Genomic DNA, 16781 nt, shown 5'->3' on the forward strand with positions numbered 1-16781 from the left:
GCGGCGTTGCGATGGAGAAAGGCATGACCCGTTACGCTCTGATCACCGGTGCCTCCAGCGGTATCGGCCTGGCTTTGGCCGAAGCCCTGGCCCGACGTGGCCGCAGCTTGATTCTGGTGGCCCGCCAGCGTGATCAGTTGGAAAGCATTGCAATCGAACTGACTCAGCGTTTCGGCGTCGAGGTGCTGTTTCGTGCCTGCGACCTGGGCGAGCCGCTGCGGTTGTCGGGCTTTTTGCTGGAACTGGAAGAAGGTGAGCGGCAGATCGATCTGCTGGTCAACTGCGCAGGTATAGGCACCAGTGGGCCTTTCCTGGCACAGGACTGGATGACCGAGCAGGACCTGATCGAAGTCAACATCCTCGCCCTGACCCGCATGTGCCATGCGCTGGGTAACGCCATGGCGCTGCAGGGCGGCGGGCAGATCCTCAACGTGGCCTCGGTCGCGGCTTTCCAGCCAGGCCCGTGGATGAGCAGCTATTACGCGAGCAAAGCCTATGTACTGCACTTCTCCGAAGGTTTGCGCGAGGAACTGAAGACGTGCGGTATCAAAGTCTCGGTATTGTGCCCAGGCCCCACACGCACCGCCTTCTTCGGCACCGCGCAGATGGACACCGCGAAACTCGACCGCAGCCAACAGTTGATGAGCCCCGAAGAAGTCGCGCTCTACACCGTGCGGGCGCTGGAAAAGAACAAGGCGATCATCATTCCCGGACGCCGTAACCGCTGGCTGACCTTCAGCCCACGCCTGAGCCCTAGGTTGCTGACCCGCAAAATTGCCGGCGCCATCAACAAGGCCTATTGTCCGCGTTGACCGCCTGAGTACACTCACCTAACTTTTCAATGGAGAAACCGCTGTGGATACTCTGTTCACCAAGATCATCAACAGAGAAATACCCGCCAAAATCATCTATGAAGATGACCAGGTACTCGCTTTCCACGATATCGCGCCACAAGCGCCAGTCCATTTCCTGGTGATCCCAAAAAAACCGATTCGTACCCTTAATGACCTGACCGAAGACGACAAAGCCCTGGCCGGCCATATTCTGTTCACCGCCCAGCGCCTGGCAGTGGAGCAAGGCTGCGAAAAAGGCTTCCGTGTGGTGATGAACTGCAATGAAGACGGCGGGCAGACCGTTTACCACATTCATATGCATGTACTGGGTCAGCGTCAGATGAATTGGCCGCCGGGCTGAGTGCGCAGGGGCAAATTGACTCAGCGCAAACGCGACGTCCTCTCTTGCGGTAAACTGGCCGCCGAGATTCTTCCCGGAGGTCAGCATGACTACCCAACGTCACTACTCGCCGATTGACCGTCTGTTACTGCAAGCCGACACGGCCATGCGTACGCTGCTGCCATTCAGCGGCCAGCCGTACCGCCCGTCCCCCGCCATCGTGCAGCCAGAGGCACAGATGAGCGAGACCGAGACCCGCCATGTCGCCGGCCTGATGCGCATCAACCATACCGGTGAAGTGTGTGCCCAGGCGTTGTACCAAGGCCAGGCCCTGACCGCCAAGTTACCGCAGGTACGCGCGGCGATGGAGCACGCGGCCGAGGAAGAGATTGACCACCTGGCCTGGTGCGAACAACGCATTCGCCAGTTGGGCAGTCACCCCAGCGTGCTGAACCCCGTGTTTTATGGCCTGTCGTTCGGGATCGGCGCCGCTGCCGGCCTGATCAGTGACAAGGTCAGCCTGGGTTTTGTCGCAGCGACCGAGCGTCAGGTCTGCAAGCATCTGGACGAGCATCTTGAGCAACTGCCGGCCGAGGACGAAAAGTCCCGGGCCATTCTTGAGCAGATGCGCATCGATGAAGAACACCACGCTGAGAGCGCACTGGATGCTGGCGGCTTCCGTTTTCCGGCGCCGGTAAGATTCGGCATGAGCATGCTGGCCAAGGTGATGACCAAGAGCACTTACCGCATATAAACACGTCGGCGGTTTGAAATTGGCCCCTGTGGCAAGGGAGCAACTCCCTCGCCACAGCATAGGGCCAGATCAGCCGAGTTCGATGATCTCGTAATCATGGGTAATGGCCACGCCGGCCGCGCCCAGCATGATCGATGCCGAGCAGTACTTTTCTGCCGACAGCTCGATGGCCCGCTTGACCTGCGCTTCCTTCAGCGCGCGCCCCTTGACCACAAAGTGCATATGGATCTTGGTAAATACCTTGGGATCTTCAGTCGCACGCTCGGCTTCCAGAAAGGCTTCGCAGCTTTCCACGGCCTGACGGGACTTTTTCAAGATACTGACCACGTCGAAATTGCTGCAACCGCCGACACCCAGCAGCAGCATTTCCATCGGGCGTACACCCAGGTTGCGGCCACCGGCTTCCGGCGGGCCATCCATGACCACTACATGGCCACTGCCCGATTCACCGAGGAACATGGCTTCGCCCGCCCATTGGATGCGTGCCTTCATCGCCCAGACTCCACTGCTAAAAAAGGGTCGCCAGCTTAGCACAAGGCCCCGCAGCAGCAGTGCCCTGCAGGAAAACGATCAATAAACAGCGTTTGCCGGTGAAATACGCTAATCGAGTCAGAATGTGTCTGGTAAGCTGGCGCCAAATCAATGGCGCATTGCCATCCTTTGTACAGCATGCCTCAATACCGGCATCGCTGATAAAAACAAATCCAACCACATCGTGCAGTCTTTCGGGATACAACCATGGTTGCTCTCACTCCCACACCCAAGATCAAGAACCTCGACAAGCTGCTGATGCATTGCCAGCGCCGGCGGCATCCGGCCAAGCACAACATCATCTGCGCGGGCGAGCGCTCCGAAACACTGTTCTTCATCATCAAGGGCTCGGTCACCATTCTGATCGAGGACGAAGACGGTCGCGAAATGATCATCGCCTACCTCAACACCGGGGATTTTTTTGGCGAGCTGGGGCTGTTCGAGCAGGCCGGCAAGGAGCAACAGCGCAGCGCCTGGGTGCGCACCAAGGTGGAATGCGAAGTGGCCGAGATCAGCTACACCAAATTTCGCGAACTGGCCCAACATGATCCGGACATTCTGTACGCCCTGAGCGGGCAGATCGCCCAGCGGCTGCGCGATACCACCCGCAAGGTCGGCGACCTGGCGTTCTTCGATGTCACCGGGCGTGTCGCTCGCTGCCTGCTGGAGCTGTGCAAGCAGCCCGACGCCATGACTCACCCCGATGGGATGCAGATCAAGGTCACGCGCCAGGAAATCGGGCGCATCGTGGGCTGTTCGCGGGAGATGGTAGGTCGCGTACTCAAGGATCTGGAAGAGCGCAACCTGGTGCACGTCAAAGGCAAGACGATGGTGGTGTTCGGCACCCGTTAGCCGGGCAGTATCCCTGCCAACATTTGACGGTACAGGGTGTCGAGCCGGCTGATCGCGTCCGGCACGGCAAAGACTTCATGCAGCGCGATATGGCTCTCGGCGCGCACGCGCTGTTCCAGGCCACAGGCTTGATTGAAACGATTGACCGCTGCAATCAACGCATCGCGATCGTTATCCAGCAGTAAAGCACCGTGCACCAACCCTACCGGGCGGCCACCGCTCTGCCGCCAGCGTTGGGCCGTGCCGACCATTTTACGGCCGTTGAGATTGACGTTGTAACGACCGTCGCAGAACGCGCCGTCGATTTCACCAACAGACGCCTCGCCGCCCAATTCAATCAGCAAGTCGCAGATTGGCTGGCACAAGCGCTGATAGCCGGTTTCGATGCGCCCTTGATCACCCTCACTGCGCGGCGGCGCATAGACCAGGGCAATGTTGACCGTAGCGGCCGACTGCGGCACCGGCTCGCCACCGGTTTCGCGCAACAACACCGGCCAACCGGCGTCAGCCGAGACTTGGCTGGCCATTTCAAAGGCCGGCAATCGGCTCAAACGGCGCGGCATGACCAAGGCTTGATCGTTGGGTTGCCAGAACAACAGCCCGAACTCACGTTCGCCCGCGCAGACGGCAGCCAGCAAGTCCTGCTCGGCGGCAAGGCCGGCTTCGACGGTCATCGACAGGGGCTGAATCACGGGTCACCTACCTATCTGAACAAACACAAACCCAAATGTGGGAGGGGGCTTGCCCCCGATTGCGGTGTATCAGTTGACGATGTACTGACAGAAAGTCCGCTATCGGGGGCAAGCCCCCTCCCACATGTTGATCACATTTCAAATCAGTTCAGTCGAGAGTCGAACCGCTGACCGCCACACCACGCTCCGGGAAGAACAGACGCTGCAGTTCCGCCCCTGGGTTCTCGGCGCGCATGAACGTCTCGCCGACCAGGAACGAATACACCTCGCTGATTTCCATCAGTTCCACATCGGCGCGGTTGACGATGCCGCTCTCGGTGATCACCAAGCGGTCACGCGGAATACGCGGCAGCAGGTCGAGGGTGGTCTCCAGGCTGACGTCGAAGGTGTGCAGGTTACGGTTGTTGACCCCTACCAGCGGTGTGTCGAGGGTTTTCAGCGCGCGCTCCAGCTCGTCGCCGTCGTGCACTTCAACCAACACATCCAGGCCGACACTCTTGGCCACGGCTGCCAGCTCGGCCATCTTCACGTCATCCAGTGCCGAAACGATCAGCAGCACGCAATCGGCGCCCAGGGCGCGGGCTTCGACGATCTGGTAGGGATCAACCATGAAGTCCTTGCGAATCACCGGCAACTTGCACGCGGCGCGTGCCTGCTGCAGGAACAGGTCGGAACCCTGGAAGTAATCGATATCGGTCAGTACGGACAGGCACGTCGCCCCACCCTTTTCATAGCTGACGGCGATTTCCTGTGGCACGAAGTGTTCGCGGATCACGCCTTTGCTCGGAGAAGCCTTCTTGATCTCGGCGATCACCGCCGGCTGCTTCCTCTTCGCCTGATCAAGCAAGGCCTTGGCAAACCCTCGCGGGGCATCCGCCGCTTTCGCCTGGGTTTCCAGCTCGGCCAGGCTCACGCGAGCACGGCGTTCGGCGACTTCTTCAGCCTTGCGCGCGAGGATTTTTTCCAGAACCGTCGGAACACTCATGCTTCATTCTCCATCTTGAATACGGCGGTGAATGCTCCGAGTTCTTCGAGTTTCTCGCGAGCCAGACCGGTGTGCAGCGCATCGTGGGCCAAGGCCACACCTTCTTTAAGACTATAGGCGTGGTCGGCTGCATAAAGTGCCGCGCCAGCATTCAGCACAATCATTTCCGCAGCTTTCTGACCGTTCTCGGTCTTGCGCCGGCCCAACGCATCGCGGATCAATTCCAGCGAGGCCGCCGGGCTTTCCACTGCCAGGCCGTGCAGGCTCTGGCTCTTCATGCCCAGGTCCTCAGGCTCGACCCAATATTCCGTGACCTGGTCGTTCTTCAACTCCGCCACGAAGGTCGGCGCCGCCAGGCTGAATTCATCCAGGCCATCTTTGGAATGCACCACCAGCACATGTTTGCTGCCCAACCGCTGCAGCACTTCGGCCAACGGCCGGCACAACGCCTGGCTGAACACACCGACGACCTGATGCTTCACACCGGCCGGATTCGTAAGCGGGCCGAGCATATTGAACAGGGTGCGCAAGCCAAGGTCCTTGCGCGGGCCGGCCGCGTGCTTCATCGCCCCGTGGTGGGACTGGGCAAACATGAAGCCAATGCCGACGCTGTCAATGCAACGTGCCACTTGTACCGGCGTCAGGTTCAGGTAGATACCCGCGGCTTCCAGCAGGTCGGCGCTGCCACTTTTGCCGGACACCGCGCGGTTGCCGTGCTTGGCCACGGTGCAACCCGCTGCCGCGACCACGAACGAGGACGCCGTCGACACGTTGAAGATGTTCGCACCGTCGCCGCCGGTGCCGACCACGTCGACCACGCCGTCGAGGGTCTTGAGTTCGACCTTGTCCGCCAGCTCGCGCATCACCGACACGGCGCCGACGATTTCGTCGATGCTTTCGCTCTTCATGCGCATGGCCATCATAAAGGCGCCGATCTGCGCGTCGGAGCATTGACCGGTCATGATCTCGCGCATCACATCGCTCATTTCAGCGGTGCTCAGGTCCAGGTGGCCGACGATACGACCCAGGGCAGTCTTGATATCCATGGAAAGTCCTTAGCGCGTGCCGCCGCTCTGCTTGAGAAAGTTGGCGAACAGCTCGTAGCCCTGCTCGGTCAGGATCGATTCAGGGTGAAACTGCACCCCTTCGATATTCAGTGTCTTGTGGCGCAGTCCCATGATCTCGTCGACCGAGCCGTCTTCCAGCTGGGTCCAGGCCGTCAGTTCCAGGCACTCGGGCAGGGTGTCGCGCTTGACTACCAGCGAGTGATAACGGGTCACGCTCACGGGCAGGTTCAAGCCGTGAAACACACCCAGGTCCTTATGGAATACCGGGCTGGTCTTGCCGTGCATCACCTGGCGCGCGCGTACGACGTCACCGCCGAATGCCTGGCCAATCGACTGGTGGCCCAGGCACACACCGAGAATCGGCAGCTTGCCGGCAAAATACTGAATGGCTTCCAGGGAGATACCCGCTTCGGTCGGCGTGCATGGGCCAGGCGAAACCACGATGCGTTCCGGGTTCAGCGCAGCGATCTGGGCAACGGTCAGTTCGTCGTTGCGTACAACCTTGACCTCGGCACCCAGTTCGCCCAGGTACTGCACAACGTTGTAGGTAAAGGAATCGTAGTTATCAATCATCAGCAACATGTGGGTTCAAACCTCTTGAATTCACTGATTTCGAATGACCGCCTTCCAAGCGTGTGGCCCGCTGCCAGACGCACGTTCCGGTTGCCGGAATGAGCCGGCAAGGGGCGTCGAACAAGGGTGAAGAAGGCAAATCGGTACAGGTCCGGCCAGGCCGGCAGAGAAAAATGTCAGGCGCGCCAACGCCAACGGGCGTGTGCCTTGACTACTCGCATCAAGAGTTTGCTGATGATCAACACGGGGAGGGTCTCATTCATACGTTCAGGCACAGTAACGTAGCCTCGTCAGCGGTGCAATATGGGGCCGCAAATACGGGAAAAATGCCTGACCGATAATTGGCGTCAAAACTTTCAGAACCCTTTAGGCGGCGCTACAGTCTCTTGTGCAGACAAAAACAAAACCATGGATGGACTCATGCCCAAGACGTCGTATTTCGCCCCTGTCGCCGGTTGCTTGTTGACACTCGCCTGCTCCCAGGCCCTGGCAGCCCACTCGCCCTATTCGACCATGATCGTATTCGGTGACAGCCTGGCTGACGCCGGAACATTCGCCGACCCCGGCACCCCCGGTTCGACCTATCGCTTCACCAACCGTACCGGCCCGCAATATTTCGACGGCAGTGGCGAAAGCACTTCGCTGATCTCCTCCACGTTATTGGGCGGAAAACTGGGCGTCGCGGCCGGCGACCTGCACGCGTCCACCTCGCCGGAGCGTGCCGCGCAGGGTCTGGCTGACGGCAGCAACTGGGCGGTGGGTGGGTACACCACCGCGCAGGTTCTTGACTCCATCACCGGAAACTCGACCGTCACCAACTCCGATACCGGCGAAGTGCTGCGCACCCGCCCCGGCTATCTGGCAGCGACCGGCGGGCGGGCCGACCCCACGGCGCTGTATTTCCTCTCGGGCGGCGGTAACGACTTTCTCGATGGCCTGGTGCTCGACGCGCCGAGCTCCGCGGCCGCTGCCGGTCGCCTGGCTGACAGCGCGCAGGCCTTGCAGCAGGCCGGCGCCCGCTATGTGATGGTGTGGATGTTGCCAAACCTGGGCCTCACGCCCGCCGTCAACGGCACGCCCCTGCAGGGCCCCACCACGGCGTTGAGCAATGTGTTCAATCAGACCCTGGTGCAGCGCCTGTCGCAGATTGATGCACAGATCATCCCGCTGAACATTCCGCTGCTGCTCAATGAAGCCTTTGCCGACCCGGGACGTTTTGGCTTTGCCACAAACCAGAACCTGAACCAGACGTGCTTCAGCGCTGCCGCCTGCAGAAACCCCGTGTATGGCGTCGGCGGTACCAATCCAGACCCTACCAAGCTGATTTACAACGATACCGTTCACCCCACCGAAGCCGGCCAGCGGCTGATCGCCGATTACGCCTATTCGCTGCTCGCCGCCCCGTGGGAAATCACCCTGCTGCCAGAAATGGCCCAAGGCACGTTGCGCGCCCACCAAGATGAGTTGCGCAACCAATGGCAGGCAGACAACGGCAACTGGCAAGCCCTCGGACAATGGCGAGCGATCATGGCGGCAGGTGGCCAGCGTCTTGATTTCGATGACCAGAACAGCTCGGCCAGCGGTGATGGCAGTGGATATAACCTCAACATCGGCGGCAGTTACCGACTCAACGAGGCCTGGCGCGTGGGTGTTGCCGCAGGCCTGTACCGCCAGACACTGGAAGCCGGCGCCAGCGATTCGGACTACAAGCTCAACAGCTACATGGGCACGGCGTTCGCCCAGTATCAGCAGAATCACTGGTGGGCCGATGCCGCCTTGACCGGTGGCAAGCTGGACTTTGACAGCCTCAAGCGCAAGTTCGCCCTGGGCGTCAGCGAGGGGTCGGAAAAAGGTGACACCGATGGCTGGCTCTGGGCCCTGAGTGGTCGCGTGGGTTATGACATCGCCGCGCCGGGCAGCGACTGGCACCTGTCGCCGTTCATCAGCGCCGATTACGCGCGGGTCGAAGTGAACGGCTACTCGGAAAAAGACAGCCGTTCCACCGCCCTGACCTTCGATGACCAGCAGCGCGACTCCAAGCGCTTGGGCGTCGGGTTGCAAGGCAGCTACCGCATCACCCCGCAAACCCAGGTGTTCGGTGAAGTGGCCCATGAGCATGAGTTCGAGAATGACACTCAGAAGGTCAAGCTCTTCCTCAACAGCGTGCCGGGGCTCGACTTCAAGCTGGACGGGTACACACCGCGCAGCAATTCGGACCGGTTGAGTCTTGGGGTGAGTCACAAACTGACGCAGGAACTGGCGCTAAGGGCGGCGTACAACGTGAGGAAGGATGACAATCTGACCCAGCAAGGGGTCAGTGTCGGTGTAAGCCTGGATTTCTAATGGAATCTTGCAACCAACACAAAACCCATGTGGGAGGGGGCTCGCCCCCGATAGCAGTGTGTCAGTCTCAGTATCTCAAACTGAACCACCGCTATCGGGGGCAAGCCCCCTCCCACATTTTGATCTACATCTGACTTCAGCTTTGCGGCGTTTGCTCAGCCAACGCCACCGCACGGAACATCGCCCGGCGTTTGTTCAAAGTTTCTTCCCATTCAAGGGCCGGTACCGAGTCAGCCACAATTCCGCCACCGGCTTGCACATGCAGCTCGCCGTCCTTGATCACCGCCGTACGGATCGCAATCGCCGTGTCCATGTTGCCGTTCCAGGCAAAATACCCCACCGCCCCGCCGTAGACGCCACGCTTGACCGGCTCCAGCTCGTCGATGATTTCCATCGCGCGAATTTTCGGCGCGCCCGACAAGGTGCCGGCCGGCAGGATGGCGCGCAGTGCGTCCATCGCGGTCAAACCGGCCTTCAGCTCACCGGTGACGTTGGACACGATGTGCATCACGTTGGAATACCGTTCGATGACCATCTTTTCGGTCAACTTCACCGAACCGATTTCCGAGACACGCCCGGTGTCATTACGCCCCAGATCGATCAACATCAGGTGCTCGGCGATTTCCTTGTCGTCGCTCAACAGGTCTTCTTCCAGCGCCAGGTCCGCTTCTTCGGTGGCACCACGCGGGCGCGTACCGGCGATCGGGCGCACGGTGATCAGGTTGTCTTCGACACGCACCAGCACTTCCGGCGAACTGCCCACCACGTGGAAGTCACCGAAATTGAAGAAGTACATATACGGCGTCGGGTTGAAGCAGCGCAGCGCCCGGTACAGATCAATCGGCGCCGCCTTGAAGTCGATGGACATCCGTTGCGAGGGCACCACCTGCATGCAATCGCCCGCCAGGATGTATTCCTTGATGGTATCGACTGCGCGCTCATAGTCCGCCTGGGTAAAACTGGAGCGGAACACCGGATCGGCGGCGGGTGGACGGCTGAGGTCCAGGCCACGACGCGGCGTGATCGGCTGGCGCAGTTTTTCCAGCAGCGCCTCGAGGCTGGCCTGGCCTTGCTCGAAGGCGTCCGCCTGGGAAGGGTCAGCCAGCACAATCGCGTGCATCTTGCCGGCAAGGTTGTCGAACACCACCACCGCGTCGGAGACCATCAGCAGAATGTCCGGCACGCCCAGCGGGTCCGGATTCGGGCATTTCCCCAGCCGCTGCTCCACGTAGCGCACGCAGTCATAACCGAAATACCCCACCAGGCCACCATTGAAACGCGGCAGGCCGGGAATGGTCGGCACGTTGTAGCGCGCCTTGAAGGCCTCGACGAAGGCCAGCGGGTCATCTACGTCGTGGCTTTCGATCTCGACGCCGTCATGGGTGATGCTCACATGATGGTCGTGCACCCGCAGTACCGTGCGGCACGGCAGGCCGATGATCGAATAACGGCCCCACTTCTCGCCGCCCTGTACCGACTCCAGCAGATAGGAGTTCGGCTCGTCGGCCAGTTTCAGGTAGATCGACAGCGGTGTGTCGAAGTCGGCCAGGGTTTCACGGGCCATGGGGATACGGTTATAGCCGGCAGCGGCCAAACGCAGGAATTCTTCGCGGATCATCAGGTGCCTCGTGGTGTGAGGGTCAATCGGTCAGGTAGGCAAACGTGCCGCAGCGCGGCGGGGATCAGTCAGGCGCGCCAACGCCAGCGGGCCAGGGCCTTGATGACTTTCATCCAGAGTTTGCGAGTGACCACCACGATGGCATTTCCAGAAGGGGACGGTTCGGTGTCGGGCAACGTTATCTCAGCGCCCGCGCCCAAGCAACCGGGGATTAACAGGCGCAGGTCATCAATGACCAGCGTCGGCGATTCTTCTGCAATCGGCCGGCCGTGGTTGTAGCCGTAGCTCAAGGCTACGCACTTCACCCCTGCGGCTTTTGCCGCCAGTACATCGCTGCGCGAATCGCCGACGAACAACGACTGGGACGCCGGAATATTCGCCATTTTCATCACGAAGAACAGCGCCGCCGGGTCGGGTTTTTTCTGCGGCAGGGTATCGCCGCCGATGATCCAGCGAAAATACCGGCCGATCTTCATCTGGTCCAACAGCGGCGCGACGAAGCGCTCCGGCTTGTTGGTGATCAGGGCCATTTCCACGCCCTGCTTGCTCAACCACTTGAGGGTGTCACGCACGCCGGGATACACCACCGTCAGTTCGTGGCTGCTCTCATACGCGGCATTGAACAACTCCAGCGCGTGTTCGGCTTCCACCTCATCCACACCAGAGGCGTCGATATTGCCCGCCAGCGCCCGCCGCACCAACATCGGCGCGCCGTTGCCGACCCATTCGCGAACCGCCTCGATCCCCGCAGGCTTGCGCCCCAGCTTGAGCAGCATCTGGTCCACCGCCGCCGCCAGGTCGGGCACCGAGTCGATCAAGGTACCGTCCAGATCGAACATCACCAGCCGTGGCAATTTGCCGGGGAACAACTGCTCAAAGCCGCTCATGGACGCGCCAGCGCCAGTTCGGCATGCATCTTGGCGATCACTTCCTGGTAATCAGGGGCATTGAAGATCGCCGAGCCGGCCACAAAGGTGTCGGCGCCCGCCGCTGCGATTTCACGGATATTGTTCACATTGACCCCGCCGTCGATCTCCAGGCGGATATCGCGGCCCGACGCATCGATCAGCGCCCGCGCTTCGCGCAGCTTGTTCAGGGTGCCGGGGATGAACTTCTGCCCGCCAAAGCCTGGGTTGACGCTCATCAGCAAGACCATGTCGACCTTGTCCATCACGTACTCCAGCACGCTCAACGGCGTGGCCGGGTTGAACACCAGGCCCGCCTTGCAGCCGCCCTCGCGGATCAACTGCAGGGTACGGTCGACGTGCAGCGTGGCTTCGGGGTGGAAGGTGATGTACGTCGCGCCGGCGTCGATGAAGTCGCCGACGATGCGGTCCACCGGGCTGACCATCAGGTGTGCGTCGATGGGTGCGGTAATCCCGTACTTGCGCAGCGCTGCGCACACCATCGGGCCGATGGTCAGGTTGGGCACGTAGTGGTTGTCCATGACGTCGAAGTGCACGAAGTCGGCACCGGCGGCCAATACCTTGTCCACTTCTTCGCCCAGGCGGGCGAAGTCGGCGGAGAGAATCGATGGAGCAATGACGAAGGGCTGCATGACGCACCTTTTTTGAGCTAAATCACGATGGCGCGCATTGTATACCTCATGCTTTGCCCTGCGCACCGTGACCTAACTCAACGGCTAGTACGCAGCCCGGTAGATTTTCTCGATATCGGCCGCGCTGAGCTGACGCGGGTTGTTGCGCATCAGGCGCTCGATACCCGCAGCCTCGGCGGCCATCGCCGGGATAGCCGCCTCAGGCACGCCGAAACTGCGCAGGCCCGACGGGATCTCGACCTCGGCGCACAGGCGCGTCATCGCCTCGACGGCCCGGTCGGCGGCATCATTGGCGCTCAGCCCGCTGACATTCACACCCATGGCCTGGGCAATGTCGCGCATACGCTCGACACAGGCCAGCTTGTTCCAGTGCATCACATAGGGCAGCAACAATGCGTTGCTCACGCCGTGGGCGATGTTGAAACGACCGCCCAGCGGATAGGCCAGCGCATGCACCGCGCCGACACCGGCGTTCCCAAAAGCCATGCCAGCCATCAGGCTGGCGGTGGCCATATCGTCACGAGCCTGCAGATTGACCGGGTTGGCGTAAGCCTTGGGCAATGCGCCAGCAATGAGCTTGATCGCGCCAATCGCCAAGGCATCGGTAATCGGCGAGGCGTTCAACGACAGGTAGGACTCAATGGCATGCACCAGCGCGTCGACGCCACTGGCCGCCGTGACGCTGCGTGGGCAGGTCAGGGTCATTTGCGGGCTGATCAGCGCGACATCCGGCAGCAGGTAGTCGCTGACGATGCCCTTTTTCAGCTGGGCGACCTTGTCGGAAAGAATCGCCACATTGGTCACCTCCGAACCGGTGCCGGCTGTGGTGGGAATGGCAATCAGCGGCGGACCCTTGCGCGGCACCTGGTCGACGCCGAACAAATCCGCCAGGGCGCCGTGGTAACCGGCGTAAGCGGCCACGCTCTTGGCGATGTCGATGGCACTGCCGCCGCCCAAGCCAATCAGGCCGTCGTGCCCGCCCTCGCGGTAGGCCTGCATGCAGTCCTCGACAATGGCGATTTCCGGGTCGGGCAGCACGCGGTCGAAGATTTCGTAAGGGCGCCCGCCCAGGTGCTCGAGCGCCAGCGCGACCGTACCGGACTTGACCAGCACGGCATCGGTGACGATCAGCGGGTTGTCCACATCCAGGCGCGTCAACTCGGCGCCGAGTTGCTCAATGGCGCCAGCGCCGGTCAGCAGTTTGTGGGCGATCTTGAATGAGGAAGTACTCATGTGCGCGGCCTCTTATTGAGAAATGGGCTGGCACAAGAGTAGCTGAGACAAATGGGTTGTCTGCCATTCAAGAGCTGAATGGTCATCATCTCAATGAACAAAGAACCCGTGTGGGAGGCTTCAGACCTGTGCGGTGCGCAGCTTTTCGCCGCGCCCGCGCAGCCATTCCAGGGTCAGCAACAGCACCACCGAGAACCCGATCAGCAAGGTCGCCGCCGCTGCAATCGTCGGGCTGAGGTTTTCGCGGATGCCGCTGAACATCTGCCTGGGCAATGTGGCTTGCTCCGGCCCGGCCAGGAACAGCGTCACCACCACTTCATCGAACGAGGTGGCGAAGGCAAACAGCGCCCCGGAAATCACCCCCGGCGCGATCAGCGGCAAGGTCACCCGACGAAACGCGGTCAACGGTGATGCGCCCAGGCTGGCCGCCGCCCGCACCAGGTTGTGGTTGAAACCCTGCAAGGTCGCCGACACAGTAATGATCACAAACGGCACGCCCAGCACCGCATGCACCACGATCAGCGAGAAGAAGCTGTTGCCCAGGCCCAGCGGGGCAAAGAACAGGTAGCTGGCCACGCCGATAATCACCACCGGCACCACCATCGGCGAAATCACCAGGGCCATTACCAAGGCCTTGCCGGGGAAGTTGCCACGGGTCAGGCCAATCGCCGCCAGCGTTCCGAACACCATCGCCAGCAGCGTGGCCGCCGGGGCGACGATGATGCTGTTCTTCAGGGCGCGCATCCATTCGGCCGACGCGAAGAAGTCCTGATACCACTGCAGCGAAAAACCTTGCAACGGGTACACCAGGAAACTACCGCTGTTGAACGACAGCGGGATGATCACCAGCACGGGCAGGATCAGGAACAGCAGGATCAGGCCACACAGAATCCGCAGGCTGTAAAACCACAGCCGCTCCACCGGGGACATATAAGGGCTCAGCATCGCAAGGTCTCCTCAGCTCAGGCGCAGGCGGCTGGCGCCCACCAGCCGGTTGTAGATCAGGTACAGCAGCACCGTCGCCAGCAGCAGCAGGCCGCCCAGCGCCGTGGCCATGCCCCAGTTGATGCTGGTGTTGGTATAGAAGGCCACGAAGTAGCTCACCATCTGGTCGTTCGGGCTGCCCAGCAAGGCCGGGGTGATGTAGTAACCAATCGCCAGGATGAACACCAACAGGCAACCGGCGCCGACGCCGGCGTAGGTTTGCGGGAAGTACACGCGCCAGAAGCTGGCGAAGGGGTGGCAACCCAGGGAAATCGCCGCACGCATGTAAGTCGGCGAGATGCCTTTCATCACGCTGTAGATCGGCAGAATCATGAAGGGCAGCAGGATATGCACCATGGAGATGTACACGCCGGTACGGTTGAACACCAGCTCCAGCGGCGCATCGATCAGGCCCATGCCCATCAGCGCACTGTTGATCAAGCCACCGGATTGCAGCAATACGATCCACGCGGCCACCCGCACCAGGATCGAGGTCCAGAACGGCAGCAATACCAGGATCATCAACAGGTTGCTTTGGCGCGCCGGCAGGTTGGCCAGCAGGTAAGCCAGGGGATAGGCCAGCAGCAGGCAGATGACGGTGATCACCAGGCCCATCCAGAAGGTGCGGGCGAAGATATCCAGGTAGATCGCCTGGTCAGGCGTCGCCGGCGCGATTTCGCCGAGGTCGTCGATACGGTGATCGACGGCCGCCAGCAGGTAGTAAGGCGTCAGGTTGCTGGTATTGCGCCGGATCGCCTGCCAGTACGCCGGGTCGCCCCAACGTTCATCGAGGCTTTCCAACGCGGCTTTGTAAGAAGCCGGCGCTTCGGTAAACGGCAGCGCCCGCGCGGTTTTGGTCAGCAGGCTGCGATAACCGGCCAGTTCCATGTTCAAGCGTTTGGACAGGTCACCCAGGGTCTGGTTTTTGCGCGCCTCGCCCAGGTCTTCAGTGAGCGCCTGGTACACCGACTCGCCAGGCAAGCCACGGCCGTCCCAAGCCGTCACCGCCACCACCGTACGCGGCAAGCCGCCCACCACCTCCGGGTTACCGACGCTCTTGTAGAGCAGCGCGATGATGGGCACCAGGAACACCAGCAGCAAAAACAGCACCAATGGCGCAATCAAGGCCTGGGCCTTCCAGCGGTTGAGCCGCTCGGCACGGGCCAGGCGCTGCTTGAGGGTGGGAATGGCGAGGGCCATGGCTGAACTCCGGATCTTGGAAAATGAACGCAATCTTTCAACACACAGGCCATCCCTGTGGGAGGGGGCTTGCCCCCGATAGCGGTGGTTCAGCCAGTACATGGGTCAGCTGACAGACCGCCATCGGGGGCAAGCCCCCTCCCACATGGGTTATTTAGCCGCCCAGGAATTGAAGCGCTGTTCAAGCTGCTCGCCGTTATCGGCCCAGAAGCTCACATCGATCTGCACTTGGTTGGCGATGTTTTCCGGGGTGGTCGGCATGTCCTTGAGCACGTCTTTGGCCAGCAACGGTACCGCCTGGGTGTTGGCCGGGCCGTAGGCGATGTTTTCGGAGTAGGTCTTCTGCTGCTGCGGCTGCACCGAGAAGGCGATGAATTTCTTCGCCGCTTCGGCGCGGTCCTTCGCCAGGCCTTTTGGAATGGCCCAGGCATCGAAGTCGTAGATGCCGCCGTTCCACACTACTTTGAGGTTGCTTTCCTTCTGCACGGCGGCGATGCGGCCGTTATAGGCAGAACTCATCACCACGTCGCCCGAAGCGAGGTACTGCGGCGGTTGTGCGCCGGCCTCCCACCATTGGATCGAGGCCTTGAGTTCATCAAGCTTCTTGAACGCGCGGTCCTGGCCATCTTTGCCGGCCAGCACTTTGTAGACGTCCTTAGGCGCGACGCCGTCGGCCATCAAGGCGAATTCCAGGGTGTACTTGGCGCCTTTGCGCAGGCCACGCTTGCCGGGGAATTTCTTGGTGTCCCAGAAATCCGCCCAACTGGTAGGTGCAGAGGCCAGCTTGTCGGCGTTATAGGCCAATACCGTCGACCAAACGAAGAAGCCTACGCCGCACGGCTGGATCGCGCCTTTGACGTAGTCCGCGGTGTTGCCGAACAGTTTCGGGTCCAGAGGCTCGAACATATCTTCGTCGCAGCCTCGGGAGAGTTCAGGCGACTCCACTTCCACCAGGTCCCAGGACACGCTCTTGGTGTCGACCATGGCTTTGACCTTGGCCATCTCACCGTTGTATTCACCGGCGATGATCTTGCCGTTGCCCGCGCTTTCCCACGGTGCATAGAAGGCCTTGACCTGCGCCGCCTTGTTCGCGCCGCCAAAGGAGACGACGGTCAGGTCCGGGCCTGCCATGGCCTGTGTCGCGCCCATCAAGCCGATAGCCAGGACGGAAAACTTAAGGGATCTCAACATTGTTGTGCTCTCCACGTGCAGGGTTGG

General features: G+C 61.1%; 17 protein-coding genes. 5 read left to right on the forward strand and 12 right to left on the reverse strand.

Going from position 1 to position 16781, the window contains the following annotated elements; all coding sequences use genetic code 11:
* The first annotated feature begins 23 nt into the window (after nt 1-23).
* The 3 genes from C4J94_RS24610 to coq7 all read left to right on the forward strand — a co-directional run bounded on the left by C4J94_RS24610 (nt 24) and on the right by coq7 (nt 1927).
* The gene (locus C4J94_RS24610) at nt 24-812 is read left to right on the forward strand and encodes an SDR family oxidoreductase (RefSeq protein ID WP_124388421.1); all 789 of its coding nucleotides are present in this window, start codon (nt 24-26) and stop codon (nt 810-812) included.
* 43 nt (nt 813-855) lie between these two features.
* Nucleotides 856-1194: a histidine triad nucleotide-binding protein gene (locus tag C4J94_RS24615; RefSeq protein ID WP_003194682.1), complete on the forward strand. Its 339-nt coding sequence runs from the start codon at nt 856-858 to the stop codon at nt 1192-1194.
* An 85-nt stretch (nt 1195-1279) separates the two neighbouring features.
* Nucleotides 1280-1927, forward strand: coding sequence for a 2-polyprenyl-3-methyl-6-methoxy-1,4-benzoquinone monooxygenase (gene coq7, locus C4J94_RS24620; RefSeq protein ID WP_124388422.1), 648 nt, complete (start codon nt 1280-1282; stop codon nt 1925-1927).
* A 69-nt stretch (nt 1928-1996) separates the two neighbouring features.
* Here coq7 and C4J94_RS24625 read toward each other — a convergent pair whose 3' ends face one another.
* Entirely contained in the window at nt 1997-2419 is a 423-nt protein-coding gene (locus C4J94_RS24625) for an OsmC family protein (protein WP_005792019.1), read from the reverse strand.
* A 246-nt stretch (nt 2420-2665) separates the two neighbouring features.
* Here C4J94_RS24625 and crp point away from each other — a divergent pair, with 246 nt between their 5' ends.
* Nucleotides 2666-3310, forward strand: a complete 645-nt coding sequence (gene crp / locus C4J94_RS24630; RefSeq protein WP_124364629.1) for a cAMP-activated global transcriptional regulator CRP — start codon at nt 2666-2668, stop codon at nt 3308-3310.
* On the opposite strand, the gene C4J94_RS24635 is transcribed toward crp, so the two are convergent.
* From C4J94_RS24635 to C4J94_RS24650, 4 genes are all read right to left on the reverse strand, one after another.
* Complete coding sequence (locus C4J94_RS24635) at nt 3307-4002, reverse strand: lipoate--protein ligase family protein (RefSeq protein ID WP_124388423.1); 696 nt, start codon at nt 4000-4002, stop codon at nt 3307-3309. The genes crp and C4J94_RS24635 overlap by 4 nt on opposite strands.
* Before the next feature lie 148 nt (nt 4003-4150).
* Nucleotides 4151-4987, reverse strand: a complete 837-nt coding sequence (gene trpC / locus C4J94_RS24640) for an indole-3-glycerol phosphate synthase TrpC (RefSeq protein WP_124388424.1) — start codon at nt 4985-4987, stop codon at nt 4151-4153.
* Nucleotides 4984-6033, reverse strand: a complete 1050-nt coding sequence (gene trpD / locus C4J94_RS24645; protein ID WP_057723690.1) for an anthranilate phosphoribosyltransferase — start codon at nt 6031-6033, stop codon at nt 4984-4986. Before trpD ends, trpC begins: the two co-directional genes overlap by 4 nt.
* A 9-nt stretch (nt 6034-6042) precedes the next feature.
* Complete coding sequence (locus C4J94_RS24650) at nt 6043-6636, reverse strand: aminodeoxychorismate/anthranilate synthase component II (RefSeq protein WP_124388425.1); 594 nt, start codon at nt 6634-6636, stop codon at nt 6043-6045.
* Nucleotides 6637-7047: 411 nt separating this feature from the next.
* On the opposite strand from C4J94_RS24650, the gene estP reads away from it, so the two are divergent.
* Entirely contained in the window at nt 7048-8970 is a 1923-nt protein-coding gene (gene estP / locus C4J94_RS24655; protein ID WP_124388426.1) for an esterase EstP, read from the forward strand.
* Between the two features lie 136 nt (nt 8971-9106).
* On the opposite strand, the gene trpE is transcribed toward estP, so the two are convergent.
* From trpE to C4J94_RS24690, 7 genes are all read right to left on the reverse strand, one after another.
* Nucleotides 9107-10588 (reverse strand): anthranilate synthase component I, encoded by a 1482-nt coding sequence (gene trpE / locus C4J94_RS24660; protein WP_124388427.1) that lies wholly within the window; start codon nt 10586-10588, stop codon nt 9107-9109.
* Between the two features lie 68 nt (nt 10589-10656).
* Nucleotides 10657-11475: a phosphoglycolate phosphatase gene (locus tag C4J94_RS24665; protein WP_124388428.1), complete on the reverse strand. Its 819-nt coding sequence runs from the start codon at nt 11473-11475 to the stop codon at nt 10657-10659.
* Complete coding sequence (rpe, locus tag C4J94_RS24670; protein WP_065937054.1) at nt 11472-12146, reverse strand: ribulose-phosphate 3-epimerase; 675 nt, start codon at nt 12144-12146, stop codon at nt 11472-11474. The genes C4J94_RS24665 and rpe overlap by 4 nt, the downstream gene beginning before the upstream one ends.
* An 84-nt stretch (nt 12147-12230) precedes the next feature.
* Complete coding sequence (locus tag C4J94_RS24675; protein WP_124388429.1) at nt 12231-13379, reverse strand: iron-containing alcohol dehydrogenase; 1149 nt, start codon at nt 13377-13379, stop codon at nt 12231-12233.
* A gap of 120 nt (nt 13380-13499) precedes the next feature.
* Complete coding sequence (locus C4J94_RS24680; protein ID WP_124388430.1) at nt 13500-14324, reverse strand: ABC transporter permease; 825 nt, start codon at nt 14322-14324, stop codon at nt 13500-13502.
* A 12-nt stretch (nt 14325-14336) separates the two neighbouring features.
* Nucleotides 14337-15563, reverse strand: a complete 1227-nt coding sequence (locus C4J94_RS24685; RefSeq protein WP_124388431.1) for an ABC transporter permease — start codon at nt 15561-15563, stop codon at nt 14337-14339.
* Nucleotides 15564-15713: 150 nt separating this feature from the next.
* Nucleotides 15714-16754, reverse strand: coding sequence for an ABC transporter substrate-binding protein (locus tag C4J94_RS24690; protein WP_124388432.1), 1041 nt, complete (start codon nt 16752-16754; stop codon nt 15714-15716).
* Nucleotides 16755-16781 lie beyond the last annotated feature (27 nt).

Origin of the sequence: Pseudomonas sp. R5-89-07 (assembly GCF_003851685.1) — a bacterium.
Classification (GTDB): domain Bacteria; phylum Pseudomonadota; class Gammaproteobacteria; order Pseudomonadales; family Pseudomonadaceae; genus Aquipseudomonas.